The organism is Corynebacterium sp. UD i78 (assembly GCF_056280545.1).
Map to the genome: position 1 here is coordinate 1,087,704 of NZ_JBWCED010000001.1, position 18,203 is coordinate 1,105,906.

The following is an 18,203-nucleotide window of genomic DNA, read 5'->3' on the forward strand; positions in this document are numbered from 1 at the left end:
TCAGTTCTCGTCCCAGCGCAGCCGGGACTCGACCTCGGCGAGGTAGGCGGCGTAGTTGCGCTTCGTCTCCGCCAGCGAATCCCCGCCGAACTTCTCGAGCAGGGAGCGGGCGATGACCAGGGCCACCATGGATTCGGCGACGACACCGGCAGCCGGGACCGCACAGACGTCCGAGCGCTGGTGGATGCCGGTGGCCTTCTTTCCGGTGTCGGTGTCGACGGTGGCCAGGGCACGCGGGACCGTGGAGATCGGCTTCATGGCGGCACGCACCCGCAGCGGCTCACCGTTGGTCATACCACCCTCCAGGCCGCCGGCCCGGTTCGTGTGGCGCTCGACGCCGTCCTCACCGACGAAGATCTCGTCGTGGGCCTCGGAACCACGGCGGCGGGCCTCGGCGAAGCCGTCGCCGACCTCGACACCCTTGATGGCCTGGATGCTCATCAGAGCCTGGGCCAGCTGGCCGTCGAGGCGTGCGTCCCAGGCGGTGTGGCTGCCCAGACCGACCGGCAGGCCGGTGACGACGACCTCGACGATGCCGCCGAGGGTGTCGCCGGACTTCTTCGCCTTCTCGATCTCCTCGATCATGGACTTCTCGTGGGCATCGGTCTGCGCGGTGAAGGCACGGACCGGGGAGGCGTCGACAGCGTCCAGATCGGCGGCGGTCGGCGCGGGGCCCTCGTAGGTGTCGGACGGGCCGATGGAGATGACGTGACTGACGACCTCGGAACCGGTGACCTCGCGCAGCAGGGCGCGGGCGACCGTCCCGGCGGCGACCCGGGCGGCGGTCTCGCGGGCGCTGGAGCGTTCGAGGATCGGCCGGGCCTCGGTGTGGCCGTACTTCAGCATTCCGGAGAGGTCGGCGTGACCGGGTCGCGGCCGGGTGAGCCGCGCGCCGCGTCCGGAGTTCATCTCCTTGACTGTCCCGGGGTCGTCGAGGTCCACCGGATCAGCGGACATGATGGTGGTCCACTTGGGCCACTCGGTGTTGCCGACCATCACCGCGACCGGGGAGCCGAGCGTCAGTCCGTGCCGGACGCCACCCAGGAAGGTGACCTCGTCGGCCTCGAACTTCATCCGGGCGCCGCGGCCGTAGCCGAGACGGCGGCGTGCGAGTTCACGGGAGACGTCCGCACGGGTGACGGGCACGCCGGCGGGCATGTTCTCCACGATGGTGACAAGGGCCTGGCCGTGGGATTCCCCGGCAGTCGTCCAACGAAGCATGCGCTTATTGTGGCACGTCTGTGTTCCGGACGTCACATGACCCCACCTCACGGGGTGGAACGCTCCCCGGCACGTCGTGTCACATCGTGAGAAGGACACTGAGCCAGGTTCCCGACAGCATCCCCGGACCGTGCGGCAGCCTCCGCCTGTCCACCCACGTCCCGCGCGGCATGAGCCCGAGACACAGGGTCACCACCGAGGACACCGTGACGGCGATCCACCATCCGACGGGACCACCGACGGCGGCCGCCACCGCCCCGAGAGAGAGCGCGAGCTTGGCGTCTCCCCCGCCGATGCGCAACCGACGGCTCACCTTCCCGGGCACCGTGCACAGGGCCCACCAGGCCAGAGCCCCGGTCAACGCCCACAGACGGCCGTCGAGGATGCACCACCCCCACACCACCGCCGCAGCGGACAGGGTCAGGACATCGGGCAGTCGACGCTGCCGCAGATCGCTGACACTCAGCGCGACCGTCCAGACCAGTGCCGCAGTCGGTACCGCCGCCGCCCACAGAGTCCCCCACACCGTGCTTCTCCCCCCTATTGTCCCCGGTCCCCGGGACCCCGGCTCATCTACCGCGGAGCTCGAGGTGTCTCTGCAGTGCAGCGTACATGGCCTCAGCGGAGGCGGTGGCACCGGTGAACTGCCGGAACTGCTCGGCACCCTGCCCGGCCAGCATCAGCAGACCGTCAGCGACGGGACGTCCCGCGGCCACGGCCTCGGTCAGCAGGCGGGTGGGGTACGGGTCATAGACCACGTCGACGACCGCACCGGCCCGGGACAACTCACCGGTGTATCCACCGGCCGCGGACTCCGGGACGGTGGAGACCAGCACGTCACATCCGGCGGCCACTGAGGCTAGCTCCGGGGCATCCAGCCGGGTCCACGAGAACTCCATCCCGTAGCCTTCGACGAGATCCCTGAGGTTGAGCGCCTTGTCGGAGCGGGCGAGGACGTCCACCCGACGGACGCCGTGGGCCGCGAAGGCGGCCACGGTCGGACGGGCGGTTCCGCCGTTGCCGACGACAGCCGCACGGGTGGGCAACGCCTTGCCGAGGACGGCGTCGAGACAGGCCGTCACGCCGACGACATCGGTGTTGTCGGCCCGCCACCGTCCGGTGGGTGCACCGTTGCCGTCACGCAGCGGCACCAGGGTATTGGCGCTGCCGATGGCGGTGGCCCGGCCTGTGACCTCGTCGGCGAGAGCCAGGGCGTGGGGCTTACCCGGCATGGTGACGGAGAATCCCGCCACACAGGCGGGCGAGCCGGTGAGCAGACGCCGGATCTCGTCCTTCTCCCCCGCCTCGACCCGGACGTACCGGAAACCGGGGACGGTTCCCGCGTCCTCTGCGGCACCGGCGTGGATTACCGGGGACAGGGAATGTGCGACCGGTCGGCCGAGCACCGCGCAGAGGGTGAGGTGCGGAGAGCCGGCGGCGAGGGCGAGGAAGCCTTCGACGTCGTAGACGTCTGCGGACGGACTACCGGGCACTGTCGAGCACCCCGTTGGCGCGGGATTCCTCGATGGCGTCCTCGTGGGCCTGGAAGTCGCGGTTGAACACCGTGGTGCCCTCCTGGTCGACGGTCACGAAGTAGAGCCAGTCGCCCTCGGCGGGGCGTTCGACGGCCTGCAGCGCCTCCACACCGGGCGAGGCTATCGGGGTGTCCGGTAGACCCTTCTTGGCGTAGGTGTTCCACGGGGTCTGACGCTCGCGGTCCTCGTCGGTGGTGGCGACCTCCTGCTCGTCGACGTCGTAGTTGACGGTCGAGTCGAACTGGAGCATCTGGTCTTCATTGAGGCGGTTGAGGATGACGCGGGCGACCTTGTCGAAGTCACCGGCGGGGGCCTCGCGCTCGACGAGCGACGCGGCGGTGAGCACCTGGTAGGGCGTCAGGCCGACATTCGAGGCCATCTCCACCAGACCCGTGCCCTCGTACTCGGTGACGGATGAGGTCACCAGTTCACGGACGATGTCCACCGGCTCAGCGGTCGGATTGAAGACGTGGATGCCGGGCGAGATGAGGCCCTCGATACGTCGGCCGTCATCACCACGGGCGTCGACCTCGGTGGCGGCCCAGTCGGGGACGCCCAGCTCGGCGGGGGCGGTCGAGGCGATGACTTCATGGAACTGATCGACGGTCACGCAGTTCTCGAGGCCGTCGGTGAGACCTTCACGGCAGGAGTTCTGGGCGATCATCGACAGGATGCCGGTGCGTGGGTCACCACCGACGACGGTGGTGTCGTCGAGAGTGGAACCGTTGGGCACGTCGATGACGCCGAGCCGGCGTTCGTCGTCCGTGAGGGCGTCGAGGGCGGAGTCCGCCGACATCTTCTCCTGCAGTGCGTAGTAACCGGCCTGTAGGTCGCGGAATTCACCCGCCTGCTCGGCGCGGTCGGCGGCGCTGATCATCGCGGAACGGGAACCCACCACATTGTCGTCGAGAAGCTGCGGGACAAGGCCGGAGACGGTGTCTCCGTCCTCGACACGCACCAGGACGACCTTGCCGTTGCCGTCACCGTCATAGTCCCTGGTTCCGACGACCTCGCGCTGCCAGTAGACATAGGCGACGACGAAGACCAGGAGGATGACCAGGGCCGCGCCGACGGCGATGGACCACTGACGGCGACGACGGTATCTCGGGGAGATGGAGGTTGTACTCGGCATTGCTGTAGTTCTCCGCGCCTTTCCAGAGCACGGGGGTGCTCACAGGGGATACTGCATTCTCAGTCGATCATTCTCGCACAAAAAGATCACGAATCGTTATCTGACCCGTCGTGTCTCGCGAGAAACGCCTTCCGCGCGTCCAACCACCCCTGCAGAATGTGCACGGCAGCGGCCTGGTCGATGCGCGACCGCCCCTTCTTCTGGTTCACCCCTGAGGCGTGCATGGCGTTCGTCGCGGCCATGGTCGACATGCGCTCATCGACAAGCCGGACGGGGATGTCGAGCGTCTTCCGCAGCCTGGTGGCGTAGTTCTCCGCCCGGCGGGTCGACTGCGTGCGATGGGACCGCAAGGACACGGGCAGACCGACGACGACCTCGACGACGAAGTTCTCGGCGATGAGCTCGAGCACGTGGTCGAACTCCTCCCCGGGCCAGGCGCCGCTGGCCCTGTCCGCCTGCACGGTCTCCAGTGGTGTGGCGAGGATGCCGTCGGGGTCGGACAGCGAGACCCCGATCCGTACGGTGCCGACATCGAGACCGAGGCGTCGACCCCGACCCGGATCGTCCTCACCGGGGCGGTCCGGCACCGGATCCGGCCGCTGCTGCCGCTGCTCAGTCACGTCGACCCCGCGTCCTACTTGGCGCCGGTGGCGTCGGCGACGACGTCGCGCACAGCCTTGACGGCTGTGTCGATACCGGCGGCGTCGGAACCGGAGCCCTGGGCCATGGCGGGCTTGCCGCCACCGCGTCCACCGATGTAGGGGGCGACGGTCCTGATGATGTCCCCGGCCTTGACGCCGGCGGCGACGGCGGCATCGGTGGCGGCGGCGATGAACGGCACCTTGCCTGACTCCGGGTCGGCGGAGATGAAGAAGATCACACCCGCCTCCGAACCGGCGCGGGACTTCGCCTCGGTGGCGAGGGTGCGCAGGTCAGCTGCAGCGATACCGTCCGGGACGCGGGCCGAGACGACGCGGACATCGCCGATCACGGTGGCCTGCAGGAGGTAGTCGCCGACCTTCGCGGACAGCTCTGCGGTGCGGAACTGGGCGAGACGCTTCTCCGCCTCGTTCAGGCGCGCGGTCAGTGCCTCCACCCGGTCCGGCAGCTCCTCGGACGGGATGCGTAGGCGAGACGCCAGCGCGCTGGAGAGCTTGTACTGGTCGGAGAGGAAGCGGAAGGAGTCCACACCACTGTAGGCCTCGATACGACGGACACCGGAGCCGACCGAGGACTCACCGAGCACGGCCACCGGGCCGATCTGCGAGGAGTGCTCGACGTGGATACCACCGCACAGCTCCATGGAGAACGGGCCGCCGATCTCGACGACGCGCACCTCGGAACCGTAGTTCTCGCCGAACAGCGCCATCGCACCCATCGCCTTGGCCTCGTCGAGGCTGGTCTCGATGGTGTTGACCTGGTAGTCGGCGTCCACCGCCTCATTGGCGATGAGCTCGATGCGACGCAGCTGGTCGGCGGTGAGCTGCTCACCGTAGTTGAAGTCGAAGCGCAGGTAGCCGGGCTTGTTCAGCGAACCGGCCTGGACAGCGGTCGGGCCGAGCACCTGGCGCAGGGCGGCGTGGATCATGTGCGTTCCGGAGTGCGCCTGGCGGGCCTTGTGACGCCAGGTGGGGTCGACGGTGGCGGTGACCCGCTGGCCGACGGCGAACTCACCGCCGGTGACGGTGACATTGTGCAGCCAGACCTTCTTACCGGTCTTCTGCACGTCCTCCACGGTCGCGGCGCCGCCGGTGCCGGTGATCCGGCCACGGTCGGCGAGCTGTCCACCGGCCTCGGCGTAGAAGGGGGTCCGGTCAAGGATGAGCTGGACCTTCTGCCCCTCGCCGACACGCTCGACGAGAGCACCCTCGGCGACGATACCGAGGATGGATCCCTCAGCCTCAGTGCTGTCGTAGCCGAGGAAGACGGTCGGGTGGTTGTCGACGAAGGGCCGGTAGACGGCGACGTCGGCATGGTCGTGCTTCTTGGCACGGTTGTCTGCCTTCGCCCGGGCCTTCTGCTCGGCCATGCGAGCGTCGAAGCCCTCCTTGTCCACGGTCAGCCCGGATTCGGCCGCCATCTCGACGGTGAGGTCGATCGGGAACCCGTGGGTGTCGTGCAGCGAGAACGCGGCATCTCCGCTGAGCTCGGTCAGGCCGGAACCCTTGACCTGGGAGGCGACGGTCTCGAACAGTCGGGTGCCGGACTCGAGGGTCTTGAGGAAGGCGGTCTCCTCACCCACGGCGACGGCGCGGATGCGCTCCCAGTTGTCGGCGATCTCCGGGTAGGACGGCGTCATGGTGGAACGCACGGTGTCCATGAGCTTCTCCATGGTCACACCGGTGGCACCGAGCAGACGGGCGGAACGGATGATGCGGCGCAGCAGACGGCGCAGGATGTAGCCACGACCCTCATTGCCCGGGGTGACGCCGTCGAGGATGAGCATCAGACCGGTGCGGCAGTGGTCGGCGATGACGCGGAAACGGATGTCATCGGTGTGCGCGGCGTGGTACTCGGCCGACTCGGTGTCGCCGGCCTTGATGAGCTGCTCGCTTCGGCCGTAGGTGGCGCCGGTGAGCTCCTCGGCGACCTTGATCACCGGGGCGAGGAGGTCGGTCTCGTAGACGTTCTCGACACCCTGGAGGATGCAGGCGACACGCTCGACACCCATACCGGTGTCGATGTTCTTCTTGGGCAGCGGACCGACGATCTCGAAGTCATCCTTGCCGATGCCCTTACCACGCTCGTTCTGCATGAACACGAGGTTCCACAGCTCGATGTAGCGGGTGTCGTCGACGACCGGTCCGCCGTACTCGCCGTACTCCTCGCCACGGTCGTAGTAGATCTCCGAGCAGGGACCGCACGGGCCCGGGACCCCCATTGACCAGTAGTTGTCCGCCATGCCGAGACGCTGGATCCGCTCGGCGGGAACACCGATCTTCTCCTCCCAGATCTGGGCGGCCTCGTCGTCGTCGAGGTAGACCGTGACCCAGAGACGGTCCTTGTCCAGGCCGAAACCGCCCTCGTCGACCGGATCGGTCAACAGCGACCAGGCGTGACTGATCGCACCTTCCTTGAAGTACTGGCCGAAGGAGAAGTTGCCGGCCATCTGGAAGAAGGTGTTGTGGCGGGTGGTGATACCCACCTCCTCGATGTCGAGGGTGCGCACACATTTCTGGATGGAGGTCGCGGTGCCGTTGGGGAACGGCGGGTTCTGCTCGCCCAGGAAGTAGGGCTTGAAGGGCACCATACCGGCGTTGACGAAGAGCAGGTTCGGGTCGTCGAGGATCAGCGAGGCGCTGGGCACCTCTGCGTGACCGGCCTTGACGTAGTGGTTGATGAATCGCTCGCGGATCTCATGCGTCTGCACGGTGTCGGAAACCTTCTTGCTTGTCTCGGGGCTTTACCGGGGAAGAGTCTACCTGCCGCCGCGGACTATCCCACGCAGGGTGTCCAGGGTGGAGGCGATCTGTCGTTCCCGGCCATGGTCGGTAGGGTGGTAGTACTCGGCGTCGGAGAGGTCCTCGGGCAGATAGTCCTGGGTGAGGACGCCACGCGGGTCCTCATGGGGGTAACGGTAGCCGACGGCGTTGCCGAGGCCCTCCGCCCCCGAATAGTGACCGTCACGCAGGTGGGGCGGGACCACGGACCCCTTGCCGTCCCGGACATCAGCGAGGGCGGCGTCGATGGCGGTGATGACCGCATTGGACTTCGCTGCGGTGGCGAGATGGACGGTGGCCTGGGCCAGCGGGATGCGACCCTCCGGCATACCGATGAAGCTCACCGCCTGGTGGGCGGCTACGGCGGTCTGCAGCGCGGTCGGGTCCGCCATCCCGATGTCCTCGGAGGCGTGGACGACGAGCCGACGGGAGATAAACCGGGGATCCTCCCCGGCGTCGATCATCCGGGCCAGGTAGTGGAGGGCGGCGTCCGGGTCCGAGCCGCGGATGGACTTGATGAAGGCACTGACGATGTCGTAGTGCTGGTCACCGTCGCGGTCGTAGCGGGCTACGGCCTTGTCGGTGGACCGGGCGACGACGTCGACGGTCACTTCCCCACCGCTGTCCTCGACGGACTCCGCAGCGGCCTCGAGGTAGGTCAGGGCGCGTCGGGCGTCGCCGGCGGCCAGGGCGGTCAGCCGGTCGCATGCCTCGTCGGCGAGGGTGATCTTCCCGTCGTAGCCGCGCGGGTCCTCGATCGCCCGGCGTAGCAGCGTGGAGATGTCGGCCGGCGCGAGTGGCCTGAGCTGGACCAGCAGGGAGCGCGAGAGCAACGGGGCGACGACGGAGAAGCTGGGGTTCTCGGTCGTCGCGGCGACGAGCAGGACCGTCCGGTTCTCCACGGCGGAGAGCAGGGCGTCCTGCTGTGTCTTGGAGAACCGGTGGACCTCGTCGATGAAGAGCACGGTGGGGATCCCGTCGGCGAGTCGCCGACGGGCGTCGGCGATGACCGAGCGGACCTCCTTGACCCCGGAGGTCAGGGCGGAGAGCGCCTCGAAACGGCGTCCCGAGCTACCGGCGATGAGGGACGCCACGGTCGTCTTCCCGGTGCCGGGCGGACCGTAGAGGATCACGGAGGATTCACCGCGACCGTCGATGAGACGCCGTAGCGGCGAGGACTCTCCCAGGACGTGTGACTGCCCGACGACCTCGTCGAGGGTGCGAGGACGCATCCGCACCGCCAACGGGGCGTGTGCCCCGGGGTGGAAGTAGGCGTCCGCCGAACGCGACGGCGGCACCGGGTCGCCGGCCCCGCCCACCGGCTGCCCGACGCCGAAGAGACCGTCGTCCACGGGGATCAGCGCGACCGGATGTCGGTGCGGGTCTGCGGGACCGCCCCCAGCTCCGCGAGCCGGGACAGCAGCGCCCCGGCGAAGCCGGCCACCTCACCGTAGCGGGAGTCACCGCGCTCCTGCTCCGAGGCCGCCGTGGCGTACCGGCGGACGGATTCGACGGTCGTCGCGAAGTCCGCGAGGTGGGTCTCGGGCAGTCGATCGAGCTTGCGGGCACCGTCGGCGGCGGAATCCGCGTCCTCGATCACGGCGAGGGTGCCGTGGTACAGCAGCGACAGGCTCATCAGGGCCCACGCGATGAGCGAGGTCATCAGGGCGTAGGTGAGGCGCTCACGGTCGCGCACATTCGGCCACACCGAGACGACCTCGGAGGACCATGCCTCGATGAACTCCGCGGATTCCTGCTCGTCGAGCAACGGCGTGCTGATGTCATGGGGGAATCCGGCGATCACGCAGGCCACGTCGAAGACGATGTCGCGGAAACCGGCCCACTCGAAGTCGAGGAACACGACCCGGTCGGACAGCATGATGTTGTCCGGGGTGAGGTCGAAGGGGCTGAAGGCCCGCAGTCGGGAGCGGGACTGGCGGAGCCCCGCCTCCTCCGCGAACCCGGCGACCGTGTCGCTGATCTCCACACCACTGCTGCGCAGCAGGTCGAGACCCTGGGACACCAGGGCCGCGACATCGACGTCGCGCTCCCCCGCCTGCTCCGGCGGCAGGTCGTGGCGCGAGTACTGACGCCGGTTGAGGGTGTCGAAGGACTCCTCACCGTCGGCGGTGGCCACCTGCATCCTGCCCAGGGCTCGGCCGAGCTTGCGGAGGGCCGACGCCCGACGCTCGGCGTCCTCGATGATGAGGATGTCCGAGAAGCTCTCGCCGGTACCGGCGTCGGAGAGCACGATGATGCGCTCGTCGATGTCATGGGCGAGCAGCAGTGGACCGGGCCGGTTCTCCGACGGGAGGGTGTTGGTGTACTGGTAGGCGACGACCTCACGGATCATCGCCGCATTCGCCTCCGCCTCCTCAGGCGTGCCCTCGGCCACGGCGGGGAGCTGCTTGATGACGAGGGACCGTTCCTGGAGGAAGGGGTTCGGGGTCACTTTCGCGCGCAGGACCAGGGAATCACTGGATCCCCCGAGGTCCTCGGGGTGGGTGAGCTCTGGGGTGCCCCCGAACCGGCGGCCCAGCAGATGGGCGGCCCGGTCAAGGACAGTGTCGATACTCAGCACGGCGGTTCCTTACGCAGGTGGTCGGTAGAACTACTCGGCAGCCGGGGCGGCGGCATCCGGCTTCTTCAGCTTGGCGTCGATGCCGGCTTCCTTGCGCTGCTGGGCGGTGATCGGGGCCGGCGCCTCGGTCAGCGGGTCCACTCCGCCACCGGACTTCGGGAAGGCGATGACATCGCGGATGGACTCGTAGCCGCCCAGCAGGGACACGATGCGGTCCCAGCCGAAGGCGATGCCGCCGTGCGGCGGGGCGCCGAAAGCGAAGGCGTCCAGGAGGAAGCCGAACTTCTCGCGGGCCTCCTCCTCGCTGATGCCCATGACCGCGAAGACGCGCTCCTGGACGTCGCGCTGGTGGATACGGATGGAACCGCCACCGATCTCGTTGCCGTTGCAGACGATGTCGTAGGCGTAGGCCGTGGCCTCGCCGGGATTCTCGTCGAAGGAGTCGATCCACTCCGGCTTCGGGGAGGTGAAGGCGTGGTGGACGGCGGTCCACTTCGAGTGTCCGAGGGCGACATCACCGGAGGCGGTGGCATCGGCGGCGGGCTCGAACAGCGGGGCGTCGACGACCCAGGTGAAGGCCCAGTCACCCTCCTTGATGAGGCCGAGACGCTCGGCGATCTCACCACGGGCGGCACCGAGCAGGGCGCGGGAGGGCTTGACCTCACCGGCACCGAAGAAGATGCAGTCACCCGGCTTGGCACCGACGTGGGCTGCGATGCCTTCACGCTCGGCGTCGGTGATGTTCTTGGCGACCGGGCCGGTCAGGGTGCCGTCCTCGCCGACGAGAATGTAGGCGAGACCCTTGGCTCCGCGCTGCTTGGCCCACTCCTGCCAGGCATCGAGGGTACGGCGCGGCTGGGAGGCGCCACCCTCCATGACCACGGCGCCGACGTAGGGAGCCTTGAAGACGCGGAAGGAGGTGTCCTTGAAGAACTCGGTGCACTCGGTGATCTGGATGTCGAAGCGCAGGTCCGGCTTGTCGGAACCGTACTTCTCCATGGCCTCGGCGTAGGTCATCCGCGGGATCGGGGTCTGGATGTCGTAACCGATCTCCTTCCACACGGCGGCGAGGATCTTCTCGGCGAGGGCGATCACGTCGTCCTGGTCGACGAAGCTCATCTCGACGTCGAGCTGGGTGAACTCCGGCTGACGGTCGGCGCGGAAGTCCTCGTCGCGGTAGCAGCGGGCGATCTGGTAGTAGCGCTCCATGCCGGCGACCATGAGCAGCTGCTTGAACAGCTGCGGGGACTGCGGCAGGGCGTAGAAGCTGCCCGGACGCAGGCGGGCCGGAACCAGGAAGTCCCGGGCGCCCTCAGGGGTTGAGCGGGTGAGGGTCGGGGTCTCGATCTCGGTGAAGTCCTCAACGGACAGGACACCGCGGGCTGCCTCGCTCACCTTGGACCGCAGGCGCAGGGCGCGGGCCTGACGTTCACGGCGCAGGTCCAGATAGCGGTACTTCAGACGGGTCTCCTCACCGACCTCGCCACCGGTGGTGTCCTCGATCTGGAAGGGCAGGGCGGTGGACTCGTTGAGGATCTCCAGGTCGGAGACGTTGATCTCGACGGCGCCGGAGGAGAGGTTCGGGTTCTCGGAACCCTCCGGACGGGCCTCGACGATCCCGGTGACCTTGAGGCAGTACTCGCTGCGCAGGTCGTGGGCACGCTCGGCGATCTCATTCTCGCGGAAGACGACCTGGGCGAGACCGGAGCGGTCCCGCAGGTCGATGAAGATCACTCCACCGTGGTCACGCCGACGGGCGACCCACCCGGTGAGAGTGACCTCCTTTCCGGTGTCGTCGGAGCGAAGGTCGCCACACAGATGCGTCCGCAGCACGTCGCGTTGTCCTTTCGGATGAGGTTGATGGGCGGCGCGAAGTCGGCCTCCCCGGTGTTACCCGTACAGGTCCCGGGATCACCGGACGCACTGCACGCATGTCGGACGTCCACCCTACTCCCCCTGCCCTGGGCGAGTCGGGGGTGGGTGTGCCCCTGCCCCGTCGCCACCGTAACCGCCACAGCAACCGCCACAGCAACCGCCACAGAACAACTACCGTGGAGGTATGACCGAGAACAGTTCCGAGAACACACCCCGTCGTCCCGATTCCGACGGTATCCCCGATCAGCTCACTGTGGAGGACACCATCGTCACTCCTCTGGACAAGCGTGACGTCTACCGTTACTTCTGGTTGATCAACCAGGTGGTCCTCGTGGTTTCCGCGGTGGTCGCGGTCTGTGCGATCGTCTACGGACTGGCTGCCGGTGAATCGGACTCCTGGATCTCCGGTGTCGGTGCCGCCATCATCAGCATGCTCTCCGTCATCGGGCTGCTGCTGGCCCGTCTGGGCAGCGACCTCAAGTACGCGGGACGGATATGAGAGCCCGGAACAACCCTTCCGGATCGTCGGTGGTGATCTGGTCGACCCCGAGGTCGATGAGCGCCCGTGCCTGACCGAGCGACTCCGTGTCCGGACCTTCGAGGGTGTAGGCGTCCACCTCCCGTTCTGCGGCGTGGAAGGTCGACACGATATCCGTACCTGTCTGCGCCACTGCGAGGATGATCCGGCGGTCGAGGTAGATCATCCGGGCATCCCGGTCGGCGTCCAGTGCCGCCGTGACGAAGCCGTCGACGTCCCCGGCCCGGCGGAGGCGGCGCACCGAAGACCGGGTGCACGGGTCATGACCGGTCGCCATGCGGGAATCCCGTCCGGCGATCCGGGCGACGGCCACAGGGTCGTTGCCGGAGACGATGACCGCGTCGGCGAAGGAGCCGACGGCCACGGCGATCCGTTCCGCGACCGCCGGCGTGAGCACCCCGGCGGTGTCCTTGATGTCCAACTGGAGCCGGGCGGTGGCCGGGAGAGCCGTGACTCCCCGGTCGACCAGTGCCTCGCCGACCGCGGACAGCTGAGTCGACTCCCTGGTCGGGACGCGTCGCCACCACCGCAGGGCGTCATGCCGGATCACCGGTTCTCCGCCGGGGCCGGTACGCACGTCGATTTCCACACTCGCCCCGCACGCCAGCCCCTCGACGATGCGGTCGAGGGTGAACGGGGCATCCGCGGCGGTACGGCGGGCCCGGTGCCACTTCAACCGGGTGACCAGGCCGTCGCAGTGGATGTCGGTGGGCGTCGGGGGCGTCATAGGCGTCACAGCCCCAGGAATACCAGGTAGACCTGCCAGATGACGACGGCGGTGAAGCCCAGCAGCAGTGCCTGGTCCCAGACTCCCGAGGTGCGGATGGTCACGACACCGGGCAGCGTCCAGTTCCACCAGCGTTTCCCGCCCCTCGGGATCACCGGCGAGGTCAGGGGCACTCCGGATTTCGTCATAAGGTCCCCCGCCAGGTGGACGAGGACACCTGCGGTGACGGCGGACGCCGGCATCAGGGGCGTGTGGAGGGCAGGGACCGTCTGGTAGGCGGCGATCCCCAGACCAGCGGCGGCGATGATCACGACCAGTCCCGCCCTCTCTTTCGCCCACTGCGGGAACAGTCCCCTTAGTGCCAGTCCGGAGAAGAACACCAGCATCCCGACCACTCCGTTGTCCCCGCAGGCGCCTCCGATACTCCAGGCCAGGAATCCCGCGAGCAGGGCGAACCACAGTGTGTGCGTGACGGTGCGGTGTCCGCCTCGGACCCTGGCGTCCTTCCTGGTACCGGTGACGTCGACGACAAGGACGCTGAGGGAGGCCACGGCGCGCGCGAGCAGTCCGGTGACCGGCCCGAAGGCGCGGGCGACCGTGGAGCCGGGTGCGTCGAGGTCGGGCAGCAGGGCTGCCCCCGCGGTGATGCCCGTGTAGGCGAGGATCTCGGCGGTGGTCGTGGCTCCACCCCAGGCGACGGGCAGTGTGGTGGCGAGCACGAGTCCTGCGGCAGCTCCGGACATCGCGTGGGTGGGGCCCTGAACCACGGTCTGCTCCCCCTTCTGCCGGATACGGAAAACCCCCGACCGGGTATCCCTGGTCGGGGGTGGTGTAGTGCGTCATCAGGGACTCGAACCCCGAACCCGCTGATTAAGAGTCAGCTGCTCTGCCAATTGAGCTAATGACGCAGAAGTCCACCGGACATCGCCGGCAACGGATGGATACTATAGGCGCTCATTCTCGCTGAGGCAATTTCGCTGGTCACAGATGATTGATCAACCCCACCAGTCACACCAGTAACACTGGTATCGCATAGATGACACGGCACTGTTATGGTGACATGCATGGATATCATCGCGCTCATCACAGACTTCCTCGGCCGCGCCGACATGGCCGCCTACAACAACTGGGACATCGTCAGCCGCATCCTCGACGCGATCATCCCGGACGCCGCCGCCAACTACCAGCCCTGACCTGACCTACGGACAGACCACGTCCAGCACATGGTGGACGCACCCGGACTCCAGTGACCGATGCATCCCCATGTAGTCACCGTCCATCTGCACGTCCGCCGGCTCATTGCTGGTGAACACGACCCGCTCGACATCATCGTCCCGGAACAGATGTGCTGCCCGGGGGTCGGCGGACCCGGCGAGCAGTTGCGCCCCCAGCATGAGATTGCGGAACGCCGACAACGAGGTCGCCGCCGCAATGCCCAACCCGTGATCGAAGTCGGTGCCCGGATTCGTCCGGATCGCCCGGGGCCCCAGATAGGTCCACGGGCTGGCGTTGCTGACGAACCCGAACCGCGCCCCCTCGACCGCCGGGTGTCCCGGCACCTCGACGGTGAACGTCGGCGACGGGTGCTTCGTCGACAGGAACGACGACACAGCCGTCGTCACGTACCGCAGGTTCGTCATCTTCTTCCCCGCAGCGCGCTGCTCCTCCATCCGCCGGATGACGATGGCGTCCATGCCCATCCCGGCATTGAACAGGAACCACCGGTTGAGGGCGTGTCCCAGTCCCACCGTGCGACGGGAACCGCGGTCCAGCCCCGCGAAGAGCTGGTCGACGGCACGGTCCGACCTCCGGTCGATGCCGAGCGCCCGGGCGAAGACATTGGCGTTGCCGCCGGGTACCACGCCGATCGCGGGCAGATCGGCCGCGGCGGGGCGGTCGGACCGGTCCGGCGCCCCGAGCAGGCCGTTGACCGTCTCATTGACTGAGCCGTCGCCACCGTGGACGACTACCGCGTCGAAGCCTTCCTCCGCTGCCCGGGCCCCGAGTTCCGCGGCGTGTCCGCGGTGTGTCGTAGGCACCGCCTCAACGTTGTAGCGCTGCGTCAGCGCCCCGGTGAGGGCTTCCCGTCCTTCCTCGGTGGTGGAGGTGGCGTAGGGGTTGGTGATCAGCATGACTCGCACAGGCGACGATGTTACCGGGGTTTGAAAAGACCCGGGCACCGCACTCGGTAGGCTGGGGGCCATGAAATACATCTCCACGCGCGATGCGCAGGCCACGCCCGTCGATTTCACCGATATCCTGCTCGGCGGACTGGCCCCCGACGGCGGTCTGTACCTGCCGCAGGAGTACCCGTCGGTGGACTCCGCGACGCTGGACCGGTGGCGTTCCGTCCTCGACAACGAGGGCTACGCCGCTCTCGCCGCCGAGGTCGTCTCGCTGTTCATCGACGACATCCCCGTCGAGGACCTCGAGGGCATCACCTCCCGGGCATACTCCACGCCGAAGTTCGCGTCCGCGCAGATCGTCCCGGTCACCGACCTGGAGCCGGGTGTGAAGATCGCCCACCTGTCCGAGGGGCCCACCGCGGCCTTCAAGGACATGGCCATGCAGCTGCTCGGTGAGCTGTTCGAATACGTGCTGCGCCAGCGCGGCGAGACCATCAACATCCTCGGCGCGACGAGCGGCGACACCGGGTCCTCGGCCGAGTACGCCATGCGCGGACGCGCCGGCATCCGGGTGTTCATGCTCACCCCGGCCGGCCGGATGACGCCTTTCCAGCAGGCACAGATGTTCGGCCTGGACGACCCCAATATCTTCAACATCGCCCTTGACGGTGTCTTCGATGACTGCCAGGACATCGTCAAGGGTGTCTCCGGGGATGCCGCATTCAAGGCCGAGTACCACATCGGTGCGGTCAACTCGATCAACTGGGCTCGGCTGATGGCCCAGGTCGTCTACTACGTCTCCAGCTGGATCCGTGCCACCGACTCGGTGGAGCAAAAGGTCTCTTTCTGCGTGCCGACCGGCAATTTCGGTGATGTCTGCGCCGGCCACATCGCCCGGCAGATGGGTGTGCCGATCGACCGGCTCATTGTCGCGACCAACGAGAACGACGTCCTCGACGAGTTCTTCCGTACCGGCGACTACCGCGTCCGTACCTCCGCTGAGACGTTGGCGACCTCCAGCCCGTCGATGGACATCTCCAAGGCCTCGAACTTCGAGCGGTTCATCTTCGATGTCCTCGGACGCGATGCCGCCCGCACCGCCGACCTCTTCGGCACCCAGGTGAAGCAGGGCGGGTTCTCCCTGGCCGCAGACCCTGCCTTCCCGGAGGTGGACAAGGACTACGGCTTCGCCTCGGGCTCCTCCACACACACCGACCGCCTCGACACCATCCGGTACTGCTGGGAGTCCGCCGGAGTACTCGTCGACCCGCACACCGCTGACGGTGTGAAGGTCGCCCGCGACTACCTCGCCACCCACCCGGACGCTGCCCCGGTCATCTGCCTGGAGACCGCGCTGCCGGTGAAGTTCGCCGGCACCATCCGAGAGTCCATCGGTTCCGAGCCGGAGGCGATGACCCCGGAGCGGTTCCGCGACATCCTCGCGGCCGACCGGCACGTCACCGACCTGCCCAATGACATCGACGCGGTGAAGGACTTCATCCGGACCTCCATCGCCGACGTCCAAGTCTAGGTTCCCTCTCCCCCGATGCCGACGCTGCACATCACCCTGGGTTTCCCCGCCTCCGGGAAGACGACGTGGGCGGAGGCCTTCTGTGCGGAGACCGGTGCGGTGAACATCAGCCGCGACGATATCCGCCGCACCCTGCGGATCGGCCAGCACGGCACACAACGGAAGGAGGACGCCGTCATCTCGGTGCAGTCCGCCCTGTCCGCCGCCACGGTCGACACTGGGATCAACTCCACATGCGCCTGACCGGGGACCAGCGTCCCGACCGGATGGTGAAGGACACTCTGGTCCGGGATCACATCGAGGGGCATTTCCGCATCCGTTACCGCCTCGATGAACGGCAGCAGGTGGTGGACCACTACCGGACTGTCGGGCTGAAGGTGTTCCAGATGCAGCCGGGTGATTTCTGACGGGCGGGGTGCCGGCTACGGAGTCCCGGGCTTGACGGGGTTGGTCCAGTGCTCCTGACCACAGATCGGCAGCCATTCCACCGGACTTCCATCCGGCCAGATCTCTGCGGGCGCCCACCCGGAACAGTCAACGGTCTGTCCGGGGACGCCGCTGAACAGTGAGCCGGTGATCTGGGTGAACAGCCCGATGATCGATTCCAGGATCGTGACGACGAAGCTCATGGGTTCTCCTCAATTCTCGTTCTTCCGGACTGAACGTACCCCGTCCCTCCAACTGAGTGGATGCTTCCCGTCTTTCCCGAGACCCCATCCGGGGGGTGAGAACCGGCGGTACCTGTTGACCGACATTCACTCAGGACCGGCACAGGCAGAACGGATGCCCGACCGGGTCCAGGAAGACCACGAAACCTTCCCTGTCCGCTTCCCCTGGTTGCACAGCATGTCTGGAGGCACCCAGCGCGACGGCGGTCCTCTCCGCCTCCGGGATACCGCTCACCCAGAAGTCGAGGTGTGCCTGCTGTGGCACCGGCCCCTCGGGCCACACCGGTGCACGGTAGTCATCCACCCGTTGGAATCCGAGGGAGAATCCCGGCTCCGCGACATCCGGTGGTCGGTCCGAGACCCACTCCGGGTGAAGGACATCAGGTTCGTCGGGCCCGGGTCGTACCACTTCCCACCCCAACAGCGTCGCGTAGAATTCCGCGAGGTCGACAGCGTCCGGGCAGTCCAGGGCGACAACGATGCGGTTCGGAGTGATGTGGTCCATAGCGCCAGGATAAACCGTCGGTGCGTCCGATCCGGGGGTGGCGGGCCCGTGAAAAACCGCCTGTCACATGGCGACAGGCGGATCAGGCGTGGACTCTCGTCAGTTGGCCGTCGATCGGGCCGGGAGGACGCCCAGTCCGGTGCTGGCGGCGCCTCCCGCCCTCTGAACCGGGGAAAAGTACCAGTTGATGATCTCTGCGAGTCGGTCGTACATGGGACCCATTCCTTTCAGGGGTCGGTGCGGTGCGTGTCCGAGTGACTCACCAGAACGCGGGGTTAATTCCGTTGAGGGTATGTCCTACTGTGGGAGATGTCAAGTAATTGG

At 67.5% G+C, this 18,203-nt stretch carries 19 protein-coding genes and 1 tRNA gene; 5 read left to right on the forward strand and 15 right to left on the reverse strand.

What is annotated here, in order from left to right:
- The 9 genes from aroC to aspS all read right to left on the reverse strand — a co-directional run bounded on the left by aroC (position 1) and on the right by aspS (position 11,742).
- The gene (aroC, locus tag ACZ9GM_RS05125; protein WP_291473871.1) at positions 1 to 1,221 is read right to left on the reverse strand and encodes a chorismate synthase; all 1,221 of its coding nucleotides are present in this window, start codon (positions 1,219 to 1,221) and stop codon (positions 1 to 3) included.
- 79 nt (positions 1,222 to 1,300) lie between these two features.
- Positions 1,301 to 1,747: a prepilin peptidase gene (locus ACZ9GM_RS05130; RefSeq protein WP_291473872.1), complete on the reverse strand. Its 447-nt coding sequence runs from the start codon at positions 1,745 to 1,747 to the stop codon at positions 1,301 to 1,303.
- Positions 1,748 to 1,790: 43 nt separating this feature from the next.
- Positions 1,791 to 2,714, reverse strand: coding sequence for a shikimate dehydrogenase (locus tag ACZ9GM_RS05135; protein ID WP_291473873.1), 924 nt, complete (start codon positions 2,712 to 2,714; stop codon positions 1,791 to 1,793).
- Entirely contained in the window at positions 2,704 to 3,888 is a 1,185-nt protein-coding gene (mltG, locus tag ACZ9GM_RS05140) for an endolytic transglycosylase MltG (protein WP_291473874.1), read from the reverse strand. The genes ACZ9GM_RS05135 and mltG overlap by 11 nt, the downstream gene beginning before the upstream one ends.
- A gap of 86 nt (positions 3,889 to 3,974) precedes the next feature.
- On the reverse strand, positions 3,975 to 4,508 hold the full coding sequence (ruvX, locus tag ACZ9GM_RS05145) for a Holliday junction resolvase RuvX (protein WP_476037358.1): 534 nt from the start codon (positions 4,506 to 4,508) through the stop codon (positions 3,975 to 3,977).
- A gap of 14 nt (positions 4,509 to 4,522) precedes the next feature.
- Positions 4,523 to 7,258 (reverse strand): alanine--tRNA ligase, encoded by a 2,736-nt coding sequence (gene alaS, locus ACZ9GM_RS05150; protein ID WP_291473875.1) that lies wholly within the window; start codon positions 7,256 to 7,258, stop codon positions 4,523 to 4,525.
- Between the two features lie 48 nt (positions 7,259 to 7,306).
- Positions 7,307 to 8,680 (reverse strand): replication-associated recombination protein A, encoded by a 1,374-nt coding sequence (locus ACZ9GM_RS05155; RefSeq protein ID WP_476037359.1) that lies wholly within the window; start codon positions 8,678 to 8,680, stop codon positions 7,307 to 7,309.
- Between the two features lie 5 nt (positions 8,681 to 8,685).
- Positions 8,686 to 9,909 (reverse strand): phosphotransferase, encoded by a 1,224-nt coding sequence (locus ACZ9GM_RS05160; protein WP_291473876.1) that lies wholly within the window; start codon positions 9,907 to 9,909, stop codon positions 8,686 to 8,688.
- A 30-nt stretch (positions 9,910 to 9,939) separates the two neighbouring features.
- The gene (gene aspS / locus ACZ9GM_RS05165; protein ID WP_291473877.1) at positions 9,940 to 11,742 is read right to left on the reverse strand and encodes an aspartate--tRNA ligase; all 1,803 of its coding nucleotides are present in this window, start codon (positions 11,740 to 11,742) and stop codon (positions 9,940 to 9,942) included.
- Positions 11,743 to 11,968: 226 nt separating this feature from the next.
- Here aspS and ACZ9GM_RS05170 point away from each other — a divergent pair, with 226 nt between their 5' ends.
- On the forward strand, positions 11,969 to 12,283 hold the full coding sequence (locus ACZ9GM_RS05170; protein WP_291473878.1) for a hypothetical protein: 315 nt from the start codon (positions 11,969 to 11,971) through the stop codon (positions 12,281 to 12,283).
- Here the strand turns inward: ACZ9GM_RS05170 and ACZ9GM_RS05175 are convergent.
- The 3 genes from ACZ9GM_RS05175 to ACZ9GM_RS05185 all read right to left on the reverse strand — a co-directional run bounded on the left by ACZ9GM_RS05175 (position 12,261) and on the right by ACZ9GM_RS05185 (position 13,957).
- Positions 12,261 to 13,049, reverse strand: coding sequence for a PI-PLC domain-containing protein (locus ACZ9GM_RS05175; protein WP_291473879.1), 789 nt, complete (start codon positions 13,047 to 13,049; stop codon positions 12,261 to 12,263). The two genes, ACZ9GM_RS05170 and ACZ9GM_RS05175, sit on opposite strands and share 23 nt — an antisense overlap.
- Before the next feature lie 5 nt (positions 13,050 to 13,054).
- On the reverse strand, positions 13,055 to 13,816 hold the full coding sequence (locus tag ACZ9GM_RS05180; protein ID WP_291473880.1) for a metal-dependent hydrolase: 762 nt from the start codon (positions 13,814 to 13,816) through the stop codon (positions 13,055 to 13,057).
- 68 nt (positions 13,817 to 13,884) lie between these two features.
- Positions 13,885 to 13,957, reverse strand: a tRNA-Lys gene (locus ACZ9GM_RS05185).
- 156 nt (positions 13,958 to 14,113) lie between these two features.
- Between ACZ9GM_RS05185 and ACZ9GM_RS05190 the strand changes: the two genes are divergently transcribed.
- Positions 14,114 to 14,242, forward strand: coding sequence for a hypothetical protein (locus ACZ9GM_RS05190; RefSeq protein ID WP_291473881.1), 129 nt, complete (start codon positions 14,114 to 14,116; stop codon positions 14,240 to 14,242).
- Positions 14,243 to 14,248: 6 nt separating this feature from the next.
- On the opposite strand, the gene ACZ9GM_RS05195 is transcribed toward ACZ9GM_RS05190, so the two are convergent.
- Positions 14,249 to 15,181, reverse strand: a complete 933-nt coding sequence (locus tag ACZ9GM_RS05195) for a diacylglycerol/lipid kinase family protein (RefSeq protein WP_291473897.1) — start codon at positions 15,179 to 15,181, stop codon at positions 14,249 to 14,251.
- A 70-nt stretch (positions 15,182 to 15,251) separates the two neighbouring features.
- Between ACZ9GM_RS05195 and thrC the strand changes: the two genes are divergently transcribed.
- The 3 genes from thrC to ACZ9GM_RS05210 are packed head-to-tail and all read left to right on the forward strand — an operon-like array spanning position 15,252 to position 17,113.
- Positions 15,252 to 16,706 carry a threonine synthase gene (gene thrC / locus ACZ9GM_RS05200; RefSeq protein ID WP_476037360.1) on the forward strand — a complete coding sequence of 485 codons (1,455 nt, stop codon included), beginning with the start codon at positions 15,252 to 15,254 and terminating at the stop codon, positions 16,704 to 16,706.
- Between the two features lie 15 nt (positions 16,707 to 16,721).
- The gene (locus ACZ9GM_RS05205) at positions 16,722 to 16,949 is read left to right on the forward strand and encodes an AAA family ATPase (RefSeq protein ID WP_291473883.1); all 228 of its coding nucleotides are present in this window, start codon (positions 16,722 to 16,724) and stop codon (positions 16,947 to 16,949) included.
- Complete coding sequence (locus tag ACZ9GM_RS05210; protein ID WP_291473884.1) at positions 16,940 to 17,113, forward strand: phosphatase domain-containing protein; 174 nt, start codon at positions 16,940 to 16,942, stop codon at positions 17,111 to 17,113. Before ACZ9GM_RS05205 ends, ACZ9GM_RS05210 begins: the two co-directional genes overlap by 10 nt.
- Before the next feature lie 15 nt (positions 17,114 to 17,128).
- On the opposite strand, the gene ACZ9GM_RS05215 is transcribed toward ACZ9GM_RS05210, so the two are convergent.
- Together ACZ9GM_RS05215 and ACZ9GM_RS05220 are read right to left on the reverse strand one after the other, a co-directional pair.
- Positions 17,129 to 17,335, reverse strand: a complete 207-nt coding sequence (locus ACZ9GM_RS05215) for a hypothetical protein (protein ID WP_291473885.1) — start codon at positions 17,333 to 17,335, stop codon at positions 17,129 to 17,131.
- 130 nt (positions 17,336 to 17,465) lie between these two features.
- Positions 17,466 to 17,879 (reverse strand): VOC family protein, encoded by a 414-nt coding sequence (locus tag ACZ9GM_RS05220; RefSeq protein ID WP_291473886.1) that lies wholly within the window; start codon positions 17,877 to 17,879, stop codon positions 17,466 to 17,468.
- Between the last annotated feature and the right edge of the window lie 324 nt (positions 17,880 to 18,203).

What these genes read in the sequence shown, in the direction of transcription:
- aroC (WP_291473871.1), bottom strand. Translation starts at nt 1,221, where the DNA reads ATGCTTCGTTGGACGACTGCCGGGGAATCCCACGGCCAGGCCCTTGTC.
- mltG (WP_291473874.1), bottom strand. Translation starts at nt 3,888, where the DNA reads ATGCCGAGTACAACCTCCATCTCCCCGAGATACCGTCGTCGCCGTCAG.
- ACZ9GM_RS05170 (WP_291473878.1), top strand. Translation starts at nt 11,969, where the DNA reads ATGACCGAGAACAGTTCCGAGAACACACCCCGTCGTCCCGATTCCGAC.
- ACZ9GM_RS05175 (WP_291473879.1), bottom strand. Translation starts at nt 13,049, where the DNA reads ATGACGCCCCCGACGCCCACCGACATCCACTGCGACGGCCTGGTCACC.
- ACZ9GM_RS05190 (WP_291473881.1), top strand. Translation starts at nt 14,114, where the DNA reads ATGGATATCATCGCGCTCATCACAGACTTCCTCGGCCGCGCCGACATG.
- ACZ9GM_RS05195 (WP_291473897.1), bottom strand. Translation starts at nt 15,181, where the DNA reads ATGCTGATCACCAACCCCTACGCCACCTCCACCACCGAGGAAGGACGG.
- thrC (WP_476037360.1), top strand. Translation starts at nt 15,252, where the DNA reads ATGAAATACATCTCCACGCGCGATGCGCAGGCCACGCCCGTCGATTTC.
- ACZ9GM_RS05205 (WP_291473883.1), top strand. Translation starts at nt 16,722, where the DNA reads ATGCCGACGCTGCACATCACCCTGGGTTTCCCCGCCTCCGGGAAGACG.
- ACZ9GM_RS05210 (WP_291473884.1), top strand. Translation starts at nt 16,940, where the DNA reads ATGCGCCTGACCGGGGACCAGCGTCCCGACCGGATGGTGAAGGACACT.
- ACZ9GM_RS05215 (WP_291473885.1), bottom strand. Translation starts at nt 17,335, where the DNA reads ATGAGCTTCGTCGTCACGATCCTGGAATCGATCATCGGGCTGTTCACC.
- ACZ9GM_RS05220 (WP_291473886.1), bottom strand. Translation starts at nt 17,879, where the DNA reads ATGGACCACATCACTCCGAACCGCATCGTTGTCGCCCTGGACTGCCCG.